Consider the following 12,856-nt stretch of genomic DNA (forward strand, 5'->3'; position numbering starts at 1 on the left):
GGATCGATCGTCCCGATAACATGACGAACAAGGAAGAAGACATGTCCGCGATCCATGCCAATCGAAAGGACAGGGCCGGGAAGAGCAAAATCATCGCCTTCTTGCGGAAAATCACAACCTTAAGCCCGACTGCAGACGATCTGATAACGCAGGCTCGTCAAGCGCGGTCATCGTCAGCGGAGGAGGGGATCGATAGCGCCGATAACCAAGCCTATGGTCTGGCGCGTCCACACAAAGGTCCATTCGATAACGCGACGGCATTCAGCGCTTCCACCTACGACCATGATCTCCCGACGCGGCAGCAATTGGAGGCCGCGCAACGCAGCCACTCCCATGCGGTAGAGCAGCAAGAGGCAAACCGCCAAAAAGGCAAATCCCGCCTGCGCGCAAAGACAACGAAGCTGAAATCTCCCTGAGCAGGAAATAGAGGGACGGACAGCGCCCTATTGATTTTGCCGAGTGGGCGGTGCTTGCCTTCAAGGCCTTTCCGCCAGATCGGTCGAAAAGCCCGCGTCAGGCAGGCTTTCCTGTTTGCAGCAAAGCTCGGGCGACCGTCACGCCGCCCCAAACGGCACGGCGACAAAGGTCTTGTTGCCATCGCGTTCGACGAGCAGCAGCACCGACTTGCGGCCGGCCTTGCCGGCATCGGCAATTGCGGTCTTGACGTCGCGGGCGTTATGAACAGGTCTGTCATTCACCGAGACGATGACATCGCCGGACTGGATGCCGGCGGCAGCCGCTGACTTGTCCGGGGCGACCTTGGCGACCACCGCACCGTTGATCGAGCGCGGCAGGTTGAGCTGCTGGCGCACATCGGGCGTCAGATCGGCAAGGCCGATGCCGAGGCTCGGCTGGCCGGAGCTCTGATCTTGAGCGTCGGGGCTTTCGGCCGCCGCCTGTTTCTGGCCTTCCTCATTGGTGCCGACGGTGACGTTGAGATCGATCGTCTTGCCGTCGCGCCAGACGCTGAGGGATTTTTTCGCGCCCGGCGAAAGGTCGGCGACCAGGCGCGACAGGTCTTTCGGCGTCTTGACGCTCTCGCCGCCGACTGACGTGACGATATCGCCGGGCTTCAGGCCGGCATGGGCGGCCGGCGTATCGGCGGTGACGGCGGCAACCAGCGCGCCGCCGGTCTTATCGAGGCCGACGGCATCGGCGACATCCTTGGTGACCGGCTGGATCTGCACGCCGAGATAGCCGTGATCGATCGAGCCGTCCTTCTGCAGCTTGGCGACGATCGCCTTGGCCTCGTCGGAGGGAATGGCGAAACCGACGCCGACACTGCCGCCGTTCGGCGAATAGATGGCGGTGTTGATGCCGACGACATTGCCGCTGCGGTCAACCAGCGGGCCGCCGGAATTGCCATGGTTGATCGGCGCGTCGATCTGGATGAAATCGTCATAGGGCCCGCTGTGCAGGTCGCGGCCGCGCGCCGAGACGATGCCTGCCGTCACCGTGGTGCCAATGCCGAAGGGGTTGCCGATTGCGAGAATCTGGTCACCGAGCTTCAGCCTGTCGGAATCGCCCCAGGCAATGGTCTGCAGCGGCTTGCCCGCCTCTATCTTCAGCACGGCGACATCGGATTTCGGATCGGTGCCGATCAGCTTGGCCGGCAGTTCCGTGCCGTCATCCAGCGTCACCTTGATATCGACGGCATTGTCGATGACATGGTTGTTGGTGACGATCACCCCGTCGCGGCTGATGATGAAGCCGGAGCCGAGCGCCATCGCCTGCTGCGAAGGCCGCTTTTGCGGCGCCTGGCGCGGCAGCGGGATGCCCTGATCCTCGAAGAACTGGCGGAACTGCTCGTCCATCGGCGATTCCTGGTCGGCGCTGACATCGGTCGCCTTCATCGTCGTGGTGATGGTGACGACCGCAGGCTTGTCGGCATCGACGATGGAAGCGAAGGAGCCGTTGGGGGCGAGAATGCCGCCGTTATCCGAAGGCGCAGCAACGGCATTGGAGGCGTTGAGGGCGAAGGGCAGGCAGGCTGCGCCGGCGATGATGGCGGCCCCGACAAGGGCTGCGGTGCGATGGTTGCGGAGAATGTGTGACATGGGTGGTGATCCCTTGGACGGTGGTCCATTGCGAGAGCGTTGGCTTGGATGGCGTCGTGGTTCCATGTCCTGGGACCTGGCGTCGGGTGGCGTTTGGCGCCAATTCCTCTTGGGAACGCGCAGTCGGCGGGGGGGCGACGACCGGGGGGAAGAGAAGAATTGGCGCTCGGGATTCATATGATCCCGGCAAGCGGATTTACAAATTAAAGTTTGATCATGTTTATATTGCCGATTTGTAAGATATGACCGGAATCTAATCTTCGCTCACCCAGCGTTTGAGCGTCTCAAAAATTCCGGCCTGATTTTGCCTCGCTTGGCGTCCCCCGCGATGTTTTCATTCGAAAATAAATGGACGTGTTCCCGGAGGCGGTGATCCGTTCGCCGCATTCGTCCGTAATTTGCCGACAGACGAACTTATTGCTCTTTCCGGACGTTATATTCCCGGATCCTGTTGCGAATATAAAATGTTAGTAGACTCTAAAATATTTCTTCTTCAGAAAGTAAAGGCCGCGATTCGAGGGCAAGCGAGTCTCGCGGGCGACGTATAAGGGGCGATGAGGGCATCAGTGGAGCGGGGGCGGAAAGCCAGGCGCGGCGCGCATGTGAAGTTGAGCGATGTGGCAAAGAAGGTGGGGGTCAGCCCCATCACGATTTCGCGTGCGCTTCGCAATCCTGAAATCGTCTCGGAGGATCTGCGCCAGACCATCCTGCGCACGGTAGACGAGATGGGGTACACCCCCAATCTTGCCGCCCGGGCGCTGGCCGGTCGCCATAACGGCATCATCGGCGTCATCACGCCCGCTTTGCACCAGCACGGCTTCGCCGGCCTGATGATCGGCATCGAGGATTGCTTGCGCGCCACCGAATTCCGCGTGCAATATTCCAATACGCTCCACCATGCCGACGGCGAGGCCGGCGAGCTCAGATCCTTCCTGACGCAGAAGCCGGCCGGCGTCATCATTGCCGGCGCCGAATCCTATCGTGATCTCCTGCCGCTGATCGAGAACGCCACCTGTCCGATCGCCCATATCACCGATCTCAGCCAGGAGCCGGCACGGCTGGTCGTCGGCCTTGATCATCATGCGGCAGGCGCCGAACCCACCCGCTTCCTGCTGTCGCGGGGCTATGAGAGGATCGGCTTCATCGGCCGCGGCACGGATATTCGCTCGCGTCGCCGGAAGGAAGGCTATGAGGCCGCGATGCGGGAAGCCAGCCGTTTCGATCCCGATCTCGCCATTGGCGGAGATGAGGGAAGCAGCACCGGCCTCGGCAGGGAATTGTTTGCCCGCCTGTTGCAGCGCGTGCCGGATATCGATGCCGTCTTTGCCCAAAGCGACGATCTGGCGCTCGGCGTGCTCATCGAATGCGCCGTGCGCGGCATCCGCGTGCCGGAGGATGTCGGCATCTGCGGCTTCAACGATCTGGAATTTTCGGCCTTCACCCAGCCGACGCTGACGACGGTGCAAATTGCACGCTACGATATCGGCTACCGCGTCGCCGACATGCTGCTACGCGCCATCCGCGACGAGCCGCCCGGCCAAGACAAGGTCGATTGCGGCTTCTCCATCATCCCGCGCGGCTCGACGCGCTAGCGCGGCTCGACGCGGTAAACCGAGACGATCTGCCGAATGAAACGCCACTGAACTAGGCGCAGTCCAGATTATCCCTATATTGGCTGAATGAGAGTCAATGTGCTGAAAAATGGATAATACGGGACTGTCTCTCGACAGAATGCGCACCTTCGTTCGCGTCGCCGAACGCGGCAATCTGTCGATGGTCGCAAGAGAGCTGGGTGTCGGTCAATCCACCGTGACGCGGCACCTCAATGAACTTGAGGAGGCTGTCGGCGTACCGCTTCTCAGCCGAACCACGCGTCGCGTCACTCTTACGGACGAGGGTAGCCGCTATTATAGCAACTGCCTGCAGATATTGCGCCTGGTCGAACAGGCTGCCGAAGAAGCGCGAGATGCCCGTCAGGCTCCCGCCGGCGCTGTTCGGCTGTCGTGTACGGCAGCGCTCGGCGTGATGCACATCACGCGCCTGATCTTTGATTTCCAGGACAGGCATCCGGACATCCGGGTCGACCTCAACCTGACGGACGAGCGGATCGACCTGGTTCGCGAAGGCGTCGACGTCGCACTCCGTCTTGGGCCTCTCGCCGACAGCGCGATGAAACTTCATGCGCTCGGAGAGAGCCATCGGCTGCTGGTGGGCGCTCCGACCTATTTGTCCGCCCACGGACGGCCGCAGCACCCAGCCGATCTGTCGCGCTACGAAACCGTGGTGATGTCCAATGTGGCAGGCAGCGATCAGCTCGTTCTTTCCTCTGCCGATGGCGCAAGCCTGATGATCCCCGTCAGCGGCAAGCTGCGCGTCGATCACGGGCTTGCGGCGCGCGAAGCCTTTGCCGCCGGTCGCGGCATTGGTCCTGCACATCTCTGGTTGGTCCACGATCTTCTGGACGACGGCCAGCTCGAGGTCGTGCTTGGCGACTATCGTCCCTTACCGGTTCCGGTGAGCTTGCTAATCGTTCCAGAGCGTGCAGCCATTGCCCGCGTTCGGCTTCTCGTCGACTTTCTTGTCGCCGAGGTTTCCAAATTGCCGGGAATCCGGCCATCGTAAGTCTTTGTTTTCAAGCATATCGTTATTGCAAAACCGCTGCACACATTTGCGCGACATGCTTCAACGTCCGAAAGACCGCTTATCGCCACGCCACCCCGTCGTTTTGAGATATTGTTCCCAGTTGAGCGTGTCGGGGTTCAGGCGACGGCTCCATTCAAGGTCGTGCTCCTTGCCGAAATAGCCGTAGTCGACAGCGTATTCGACCATCCCCAGAAGCTCTCGAACGAGAAGTTCGTTGGCAGCAAATTCTGGAAAATAGTGCAGCAGGCCATCCCGGGTGAAAGCGTTTCGATACGCGGCCTTGAGGCCGGTCACGCGCTGAAAGGTTTCGATCATCTCGCTCGGAGAAATGATGTCGCCAACGATCGGCAGGGTTTTGCCGTTGTAACGCTCGGGATTTGAGAAAATCTCGAGGACGGCCGGCCCGGTCGCGGTCAGCGGATCGACAAAAGGCGCTCGGAAATCTTCGGGAAGATAAACCGGCAGGAGCAGCGTATCGCCCTCCATGCGCGGCACATAATATTCGAGCAGATTCGTATAAAAGAATGCCAGCATGATGAAGGAATGAGAGATCGGCAAGCCGCGAATGTGGTCTGCTACGCGTGCCTTGTCGGTAAAATGCGGCGCATACTTCGTGCCACTGGTGATCTTGTCGACATTCTCCAGCGTGCTGAAAACTATATGTCCGACGCCGGCCTCAGCGGCGGCATCCGCCAGTTGTCGGCCGAGAGGGGTTTCGATGGTCTCCGGCGGGGCGATCGGCGGCGTCATCAGAAATGCGCCATCCGCGCCTTTGAAGGCGGCAACGAGGTCCTTTTGACGGCCAAGTTCGAGAGGGACGGTGACGATTTCAGCGCCGCGTTTCTCCAGACGTAAAGCTTCAGGGGAATCCTTTTTCCGGGTGAAAGCGCGCACCCGGAAACGTTGGCTGTCAAGGAGCGTCGTGGCAACGCTGCGCCCCTGTTTGCTCGTTGCGCCGACAATCGCGATCAGTGGTTTTTCATGGGCAGACATAGAGCTTTGAACCTTTCCCTGTCATTGACGCCGACTGCGGTGCCGGGCGTCATTTTGCGGGAGAGCGGTCGGCCTATGCCGAGTGCCCACCGCAATGGCGGACCCTATCTCAACAGGTTCTATGGCTGTAGGTATCTGAAATACATAACATAATGCCATTTTATGGATAAATGGTGCCGGCCAAGCGCGTCGAAACCCGCACCGAGGACTGAAAGGCGCCGACAGCGATCCATGGACTCTGCCGGCGCTGTTTCTCTGGCTCTTCAAGGGATCAGCAGGATACTGCCCGCCGAGCGTCCGGATTCCATCTCTTCATGCGCCTTGGCAACATCGGCCAAACGATATTCGGCACCGATCTGCGAAACGATCCCGGTTTCCATCGCCCCGACGGCAGCCAGAGCAGCCTCGCGATACTGTCCGATGTCAGCGCACCAGGCCATGATGCTCGGATGGCAGAGCGCCTTGCCCGGGCGAAGTTCCTCGACAGGCACCGGTGGAATGGCACCGGCGGCCTGGCCGATGGTGACAGCCATGCCGAATGGGCGGACAGAGCGTATGCTTTTGAGAAGCGTGTCACCGCCGATCCCGTCATAGGCGACGTCGACACCAAGCCCGTTCGTCAGCCGCTTCACGTCCGCGACGATATCGGCGTCTCGTCCGACAATAAGGTGATCGGCTCCATACGATGCGGCGAGTGCGGCCTTTTCGGAAGAGCCGACCGTCCCGATCACCGTGGCATCGAGCGATCTGGCCCAGCGAACGAGGATACTCCCGAGCCCGCCCGCAGCCGCATGGATCAGAACCTGGGTTCCTGCACGCACATCATAGGTCTTTTTCAGCAGCATGTAGGCGGTCATGCCTTTGAGCAGCGAACTCGCTGCCGTTTTCGCTGAAACGGCATCCGGAAGCTTGATCGCCCTTTCGGCGGCAATATTCCTGGTGGAGCGATAGGCGCCAACCGGAGGCCCTCCATAGGCGACGCGGTCACCCTTTTCGAAGATGGAGACGCCGGGACCGACATCGTCGACGATGCCCGCCGCCTCGGCGCCGATCACCGAGGGATAGGAAGGCATGGGATAGAGGCCCTTGCGGTGATAGACGTCGAGAAAGTTGGTTCCGATCGCCTCGTGACGGATTTGTATCTCGCCATGACCGGGAGGTTCACACTGGTGATGCTCCTCAACATGGAACTGGGCGGTATCACCGGGGGCGTTCAGCCATATGATTTGGTCGGTCATCTCTCGTGCTCCTTCATGGGCACAAATTAGGCGATGGCGTGGTGTGTGAAAATTCCCTATTGTTTCACAATGATTGGGAAAGAATTCACAAAACTCGACTGGGACGACCTTCGGCATTTCCTGGCGCTGGCGCAGTCCGGAACCTTGCTTGGCGCAGCAAAGCAGCTCGGCGTCGAACACGCGACGATCAGCCGGCGCGTTTCGTCGCTTGAAGCCAGTCTGGGACGCAAGCTGGTCGACCGCCGCGGACGGCGCATCATTTTAACCTCGGACGGAGAGCAGGTTGCCAGGCACGCCGCTCTTGTCGCGGCGCAGACTGCGGCAATCGAGCAGCTTGGCCGCAGCAGCGCAACGGAATTGCGTGGCCATGTCAGGATCAGCGCGCCTCCCGCGCTCTCAAGCGTGCTGCTGGCAAAGCCGATCGCGGCCGTCAGGCGAGACCATCCGGGTGTTGAGATCACGCTTGTCGGAGAAAAGCGCCTCGCCTCCCTGAACAGACGAGAGGCCGATATCGCCGTGCGCATGTCGCGTCCCGAGGACGGCGATTACGCCATCGTCAAGCTCGGCGAGACAAGCTTCCATCTCTACGCATCAAAGACCTATCTCGAAACGGTTTCCCCGTCGAACTGGACCTTCATCGGTTACGACGAAACCATGAACGCCTCACCGCAACAGCTGCGGCTAATCGAACTCGCCGCTGGCCGGCCGATCTCCGTGAGATCATCCGTTCTGGAGCTTCAGGCCGCAACCGCAAGCCTTGGCGCCGGTGTCGTCATGCTCCCCGATTTCGCCGTCCTTGACACCAGCGGTCTCCAGCGCATTGAGACCGAACATCTTTTGACAAGAGAGGTCTGGCTGGTTGTCCATTCTGACATCAAAGACGTCCCCTCCATCCGCGTCGTCGTCGATGCGCTGAAGAATGCTCTCGTGAAGTAGTCCGCTCAGTTGGCCGGGGCCGCAGGGGGCAAAGGCAGCCATTGAACTGGTCGCAGCCCGGCGGAGTCCAGGTTTGCGCCCATTGCCGTCATTGATATCTCAGCCGCTGTTGTCTTTAGTGGGTCGTCACAACTTCAGGCGGGAGGAGAACATGCCAGTCGAAGCAATACGAACGGGTGGATGCCTGTGCGGTGCAGTGCGTTATGAGGTCTGGGGCGAGCCCTATCAGTCAGGGTTGTGCCACTGCAAGACGTGTAGAAAGATCACGGGCTCCGCTTTCTCCGCAACGGCAAATTGGCATCGTCGGCAATTCCAGATGTCCGGCGAAATCAGCACTTTCGATAAAAGGTCTTTCTGCCCTGTCTGTGGTTCTCGGCTCTTCTTTCTCTTCGATGGCGGCGTGGAAGTGTTTCTGGGGACGCTTGATGACGCGCCTTACGCTATCAGCCCGATGGTCGAAGTGTGGAACATTCGACGTGAACCTTGGCTCGCCCCGGTCGTCGGAGCTGCGCTTCACGAAGGAAATGAGATCGCTTCGGAAAAGGCGGACTAAGCCAAGCCAAAGCCTGCTGGGCATCCCCTTCTGCGCCGGGCACCGCTTATCGCCGAGAGAGGCCGGAATGCGCCATGAGAACTTGTCTGGCCGGTCACTCGGACGCCGAACCTTGAAAGTGCTCTACCTCGTCGTCAAGCTGCACCCAATTATGTTTCGATTGTTCGAAGACTGATAGGGCAGGTGGCGCGAAGGCAGGGTCGGCAAGGGAGCCGACCGCCACCCCGATCCAGGACGGTGCAGCATCGGCCTTCCAATAGACGGTCGAGCCGCATGTTGGGCAAAAATGCATTCGAACCTTGCGACCGCTCTCGGCGGTACGAATGAATTCCGTAGATGTTCCAGATATTTCGACACAGGCAATCGAGTAGAAAGCATTTGCGCTGAACGGCGCACCCGTTCTGCGCTGGCAAGCCAAACAGTGGCAGAGAGCTGTCAGTTGTGGCGGCTCGCTGAGCGTCAGTCTCAGAGCGCCGCAGGCGCATTGGGCATTAGCCATGGAAACTCCTCCCGCTTGCACGGTGAAATTACATTGAATGAGGGGGTGAAGCGCAGGCCCGAACCGCACATGGTGAGGGTGGGCGATGCGAAGGGGCTGAGACCTGATACAATTTCAGGCCCACAGAAGCTCAAATGTAGATCGCGGAATGCCGAAGTCTAGAGTAAAGCCATCTGATCGCTTCGGGCCGGAAGCGGAGCCCTCATCGGCCCCGTCGCATCGTCGGCGACGCCTTTCAGGACTTTATCGGATACCCTCGTGAGCACCACCCGGGCGGTAGGTCGTCGAGCGAGTTTTTCGTTGTTAATGTACGACTTGGGAAGCGACCGACATCAATGCCTGGGAATTCGGTGCCTGGAATGTCTGGAGCCCAGCCTCCAGAACTTCAGTGAAGCTCCAGCGTACGATGCCCTCCCGGTCGATTAGGAACTGACCGACAAGCTGCCCGTGGTCGGCAGTCATCATCTGCTGATCGGCTTCCGTAATCTGATATCCTTCCTTCTTGTTGAGAAATTCGTCCATTGCCATCACGCCCATAGGCTCGGGCAACTCGCCCGGAAGATCGATCCGTATCGCCATGGCCGTGTCGATCCCGACCTCGCGTAAGCCGAAGGCTTGGTGCGAAGCCCGTACCGGGTCGGAAGCAGCAAGAAGATCGGGTATCGGGTGGTAACGGAAATAGAGCCGCGCGCGTTCGACCGGGGTGTTTACCACCGCCAGGGATTGGACGCCTTTCTCACGAAGCATCGGATTGAGATATGCCATGGCCGCGACGTGGCGCCGGCAGAACGGACAATGCAGGCCTCGAAACAAACCGATCAACAATGGGCTGCGGCCACGAAAATCATCAAGTGCGATCTTCCCCTCGCGCGAGATCGCATCAAAGACAACGTTCGGGACCCGGTCGCCCGGTTGTAGCGGATGGTCGACATAGAGCGTGGACATGGACAACCTCCTCGCTCGGGGATCAGTCGAGAAAAGGCGCCACGTTAAGTGCTTCTAGGTCGAAATTGAGCGCTGCAAGGCCTGAGCTCTCGTTTTACCGCACCGCCAGGATCCGATCTAAGAATGGCCCCACTTTGGCCCGCGGGCAAGCGGAAAACAGCGAATCGCGAACTGAAAAAGCCCGTTTTCTGCAAACTCTGTTTTTTCGGCGGCCGTAGAGGCCGACTCAAAAAAATGAGCTGGGGGACCAGCCAATTTCGTTCAAGCAGCGTGAGGCCGCGTAGCGGAAGTGAAACAGCATCGAGCGGCAACATTCGCTCAAATCACCAATTGACCGACTTTTCGTTAAGCCCGGATTTTCGACTTTTTCAATACTATCGGCCGGAAGCGGATGCGGAGCCCTGATCGCAAAGTCTCAGGTTCTGAGCAGCTCTGCAGCCAGCGGATTCGGCTGCGGCGAGGGGCCAGTCTTGCTGGCCCCTTATCCCTTATCCCCTGTCAGATATCGCTTGCAGCGCTCGACCAGAGGTCGGCGGCTTCGGCTGCCGTCATGCGCCGCACCTCGGCCTCATGGCTGCGGCTGGTGAAGAGCTCGCTCGCCATGATCTGTTCGGCAAGGTCGGCCGGAAGCGAGAGGATGACGCGGGCTTCGCCATTGTGCAGGCCGCCGAGTTCCGTTCGCTTGCCGGTTACCATGCCGCCGGCGACCGTGTTGTTGGTCTCCGGATCGATCAGGATGAAGGAGCCGGAAAGCCGGTTTTGCTCATAGGGGTCGAAGATCGCCGCTTCGTCGAAGACGAGCCGGACTTTGCCGATGGCGTTCATGTAGAGCCGCTGGGCGGCGTTCCAGGCGCCGGTCTTCAGCTCCAGCTGGCTGAGCGGCTGCACCTGAACACGCTGGCGGCGGCTGCCGCTCTTCAGCCAATAGCGTTTTCCGGGCTCGATACCCTCGGGCTGCAGCGCGACGATCTGCGCGTCGAAGGCAAGGCCGACCTGCGGCTGGGCGTCGATCGAGACGATCATGTCGCCGCGCGCCACGTCCACCTGGCGGTCGAGCACCAGCGTGATCGCATCGCCGGCCACGGCGGCATTACGGACGAGATCGAAGGTGACGATCTTCGAGACGTTGGCGACCATGCCGGACGGCAGGATCATGACGCTGTCGCCGGGTTTGACCGAACCGCCGGCAACCGTGCCCTGATAGCCGCGGAAACTTTCGCCGGGACGCGAGACGCGCTGGACGGACAGGCGGAAGCCGACCGTCTGCGACGAGCGCACGGTGGCAAGCTCCAGCGTTTCCACCAGCGTCGGGCCGCTATACCAGGGCATGGCGGCCTGGCCGGAATAGACGACGTTTTCGCCCTTCAGCGCCGACATCGGAATGGCGGTGATCTGCTTGACGCCGAGCGACAGGGCAAATTCCCGGAAGTCATGGCTGATCTTGTCGAAGCCGGCGCGGTCGTAGCCCGTCAGGTCGATCTTGTTGATGGCAAGCACAAACTGCTTGATGCCGAGCAGCGAGGCGATCGTCGCGTGACGGCGGGTCTGCTCCAGAATGCCGAAGCGCGCATCGATCAGCAGAATGGCAAGATCGGCGGTCGAGGCGCCGGTCGCCATGTTGCGGGTATATTGCTCATGGCCGGGCGTGTCGGCGACGATGAAGGAGCGCTTGTCGGTCGAGAAATAGCGATAGGCGACATCGATGGTGATGCCCTGTTCGCGCTCGGCCTGCAGGCCGTCGAGCAGCAGGGCGAAGTCGGGCAGGCCGAGGTCGTTCTGCTTGCCGGTGGAATCGCGCTGCAACGTGGCGGCCTGGTCTTCCTTGACCGCCTTGGTGTCCCAGAGCAGGCGGCCGATCAGGGTCGACTTGCCGTCATCGACGCTGCCGCAGGTAATCAGGCGCAGCGGCCTGGTATCGCGCACGGCCTTGAGCGGCTCGGCGGCGGGCAGGTTGACGACGGTGGCGGCCGAGACGGCGGTTTGGGCTGCGGTCATCTCAGAAATATCCTTCACGCTTCTTTTTTTCCATGGAGCCGGACTGGTCGCGATCGATGGCGCGGCCCTGGCGTTCGGACACCGTTGCAATTTCGAGTTCGGCAATCACCTCTTCGAGAGTGGTGGCCTGTGAGCGGATGGCGCCGGTCAGCGGGAAGTCGCCGAGGGTGCGGAAGCGGATCATGCCCTCCTGGCGGACTTCGCCGGGCAGCAGTTCCAGGCGCGGATCCTCAGCCAGGATCATCATGCCGTCGCGCTCCACGAACGGCCGCTTCTTGGCGTAATAGAGCGGCACCAGCGGAATGTCCTCGGCCTGGATGTAGCGCCAGATATCGACTTCGGTCCAGTTCGACAGCGGAAAGGCGCGCACGCTCTCGCCCTTGCGGATCATGCCGTTATAGATGTTCCAGAGTTCCGGCCGCTGGTTACGCGGATCCCAGCGATGATCGGGCGTGCGGAAGGAATAGATCCGCTCCTTGGCGCGGCTGGCTTCCTCGTCGCGCCGCGCACCGCCGAAAGCGGCGTCGAACTGGCCGGCATCGAGCGCTTGGCGGAGCCCTTCGGTCTTCATGATGTCGGTGAAGGCGGCCGATCCATGCGTGAACGGCGTGATGTTTTCGGCCTTGCCGCGCGGATTGATGTGTTCGATCAGATCGAGATCGTACTTCTTCGCGGTTGCGTCGCGGAAGGCGATCATCTCGGAAAATTTCCAGCCGGTGTTCACATGCAAAAGCGGGAAGGGCACGCGGCCGGGATAGAAGGCCTTGCGCGCCAGATGCAGCAGCACCGAGGAATCCTTGCCGATCGAATAGAGCATGACGGGACGCTCGAATTCGGCCGCAACCTCGCGGAAGATGTGGATGGATTCGTTTTCCAGCGCTTTCAGATGCGGGTCGAGCGGCGCCTTGGCGCTCTGCGGATTGCTGAGTTCCGTATCCGGACGGCTATCGGGCATGTCTTACTCCAGGCTATCGGTCGTTTGCGGATGCCCGCAAAA

12 protein-coding genes are annotated in these 12,856 nt (G+C 60.5%); 5 read left to right on the forward strand and 7 right to left on the reverse strand.

What is annotated here, in order from left to right:
- The first annotated feature begins 41 nt into the window (after positions 1-41).
- Positions 42-416 (forward strand): hypothetical protein, encoded by a 375-nt coding sequence (locus tag AC244Q_RS04375; RefSeq protein WP_113546218.1) that lies wholly within the window; start codon positions 42-44, stop codon positions 414-416.
- Between the two features lie 138 nt (positions 417-554).
- Here the strand turns inward: AC244Q_RS04375 and AC244Q_RS04380 are convergent, their stop codons facing one another.
- Complete coding sequence (locus AC244Q_RS04380; RefSeq protein ID WP_113546217.1) at positions 555-2,057, reverse strand: DegQ family serine endoprotease; 1,503 nt, start codon at positions 2,055-2,057, stop codon at positions 555-557.
- 554 nt (positions 2,058-2,611) lie between these two features.
- Here AC244Q_RS04380 and AC244Q_RS04385 point away from each other — a divergent pair.
- Positions 2,612-3,649: a LacI family DNA-binding transcriptional regulator gene (locus AC244Q_RS04385; RefSeq protein ID WP_041935478.1), complete on the forward strand. Its 1,038-nt coding sequence runs from the start codon at positions 2,612-2,614 to the stop codon at positions 3,647-3,649.
- Between the two features lie 109 nt (positions 3,650-3,758).
- Positions 3,759-4,679 carry a LysR family transcriptional regulator gene (locus AC244Q_RS04390; protein ID WP_113546216.1) on the forward strand — a complete coding sequence of 307 codons (921 nt, stop codon included), beginning with the start codon at positions 3,759-3,761 and terminating at the stop codon, positions 4,677-4,679.
- 60 nt (positions 4,680-4,739) lie between these two features.
- Here the strand turns inward: AC244Q_RS04390 and AC244Q_RS04395 are convergent, their stop codons facing one another.
- Together AC244Q_RS04395 and AC244Q_RS04400 are read right to left on the reverse strand one after the other, a co-directional pair.
- Complete coding sequence (locus AC244Q_RS04395) at positions 4,740-5,693, reverse strand: NmrA/HSCARG family protein (RefSeq protein WP_113546215.1); 954 nt, start codon at positions 5,691-5,693, stop codon at positions 4,740-4,742.
- A 263-nt stretch (positions 5,694-5,956) separates the two neighbouring features.
- Positions 5,957-6,931 (reverse strand): quinone oxidoreductase family protein, encoded by a 975-nt coding sequence (locus tag AC244Q_RS04400; protein ID WP_017993337.1) that lies wholly within the window; start codon positions 6,929-6,931, stop codon positions 5,957-5,959.
- Between the two features lie 69 nt (positions 6,932-7,000).
- Between AC244Q_RS04400 and AC244Q_RS04405 the strand changes: the two genes are divergently transcribed.
- Together AC244Q_RS04405 and AC244Q_RS04410 are read left to right on the forward strand one after the other, a co-directional pair.
- The gene (locus AC244Q_RS04405) at positions 7,001-7,867 is read left to right on the forward strand and encodes a LysR family transcriptional regulator (RefSeq protein WP_206641039.1); all 867 of its coding nucleotides are present in this window, start codon (positions 7,001-7,003) and stop codon (positions 7,865-7,867) included.
- A 151-nt stretch (positions 7,868-8,018) separates the two neighbouring features.
- Positions 8,019-8,420 (forward strand): GFA family protein, encoded by a 402-nt coding sequence (locus tag AC244Q_RS04410; protein ID WP_113546213.1) that lies wholly within the window; start codon positions 8,019-8,021, stop codon positions 8,418-8,420.
- Positions 8,421-8,514: 94 nt separating this feature from the next.
- On the opposite strand, the gene AC244Q_RS04415 is transcribed toward AC244Q_RS04410, so the two are convergent.
- From AC244Q_RS04415 to cysD, 4 genes are all read right to left on the reverse strand, one after another.
- The gene (locus AC244Q_RS04415) at positions 8,515-8,919 is read right to left on the reverse strand and encodes a GFA family protein (RefSeq protein WP_162770420.1); all 405 of its coding nucleotides are present in this window, start codon (positions 8,917-8,919) and stop codon (positions 8,515-8,517) included.
- Positions 8,920-9,222: 303 nt separating this feature from the next.
- The gene (locus AC244Q_RS04420; RefSeq protein WP_113546212.1) at positions 9,223-9,864 is read right to left on the reverse strand and encodes a peroxiredoxin-like family protein; all 642 of its coding nucleotides are present in this window, start codon (positions 9,862-9,864) and stop codon (positions 9,223-9,225) included.
- A 498-nt stretch (positions 9,865-10,362) separates the two neighbouring features.
- Complete coding sequence (cysN, locus tag AC244Q_RS04425; RefSeq protein ID WP_113546211.1) at positions 10,363-11,859, reverse strand: sulfate adenylyltransferase subunit CysN; 1,497 nt, start codon at positions 11,857-11,859, stop codon at positions 10,363-10,365.
- 1 nt (position 11,860) lies between these two features.
- Entirely contained in the window at positions 11,861-12,814 is a 954-nt protein-coding gene (cysD, locus tag AC244Q_RS04430) for a sulfate adenylyltransferase subunit CysD (protein WP_012756539.1), read from the reverse strand.
- Between the last annotated feature and the right edge of the window lie 42 nt (positions 12,815-12,856).

Source organism: Rhizobium sp. CB2179 (assembly GCF_057653455.1).

Excerpts from the sequence above, each read along its gene's own strand:
- AC244Q_RS04375 (WP_113546218.1), top strand. The coding sequence starts at position 42 with ATGTCCGCGATCCATGCCAATCGAAAGGACAGGGCCGGGAAGAGCAAA.
- AC244Q_RS04380 (WP_113546217.1), bottom strand. The coding sequence starts at position 2,057 with ATGTCACACATTCTCCGCAACCATCGCACCGCAGCCCTTGTCGGGGCC.
- AC244Q_RS04385 (WP_041935478.1), top strand. The coding sequence starts at position 2,612 with ATGAGGGCATCAGTGGAGCGGGGGCGGAAAGCCAGGCGCGGCGCGCAT.
- AC244Q_RS04390 (WP_113546216.1), top strand. The coding sequence starts at position 3,759 with ATGGATAATACGGGACTGTCTCTCGACAGAATGCGCACCTTCGTTCGC.
- AC244Q_RS04395 (WP_113546215.1), bottom strand. The coding sequence starts at position 5,693 with ATGTCTGCCCATGAAAAACCACTGATCGCGATTGTCGGCGCAACGAGC.
- AC244Q_RS04400 (WP_017993337.1), bottom strand. The coding sequence starts at position 6,931 with ATGACCGACCAAATCATATGGCTGAACGCCCCCGGTGATACCGCCCAG.
- AC244Q_RS04405 (WP_206641039.1), top strand. The coding sequence starts at position 7,001 with ATGATTGGGAAAGAATTCACAAAACTCGACTGGGACGACCTTCGGCAT.
- AC244Q_RS04410 (WP_113546213.1), top strand. The coding sequence starts at position 8,019 with ATGCCAGTCGAAGCAATACGAACGGGTGGATGCCTGTGCGGTGCAGTG.
- AC244Q_RS04415 (WP_162770420.1), bottom strand. The coding sequence starts at position 8,919 with ATGGCTAATGCCCAATGCGCCTGCGGCGCTCTGAGACTGACGCTCAGC.
- AC244Q_RS04420 (WP_113546212.1), bottom strand. The coding sequence starts at position 9,864 with ATGTCCACGCTCTATGTCGACCATCCGCTACAACCGGGCGACCGGGTC.
- cysN (WP_113546211.1), bottom strand. The coding sequence starts at position 11,859 with ATGACCGCAGCCCAAACCGCCGTCTCGGCCGCCACCGTCGTCAACCTG.
- cysD (WP_012756539.1), bottom strand. The coding sequence starts at position 12,814 with ATGCCCGATAGCCGTCCGGATACGGAACTCAGCAATCCGCAGAGCGCC.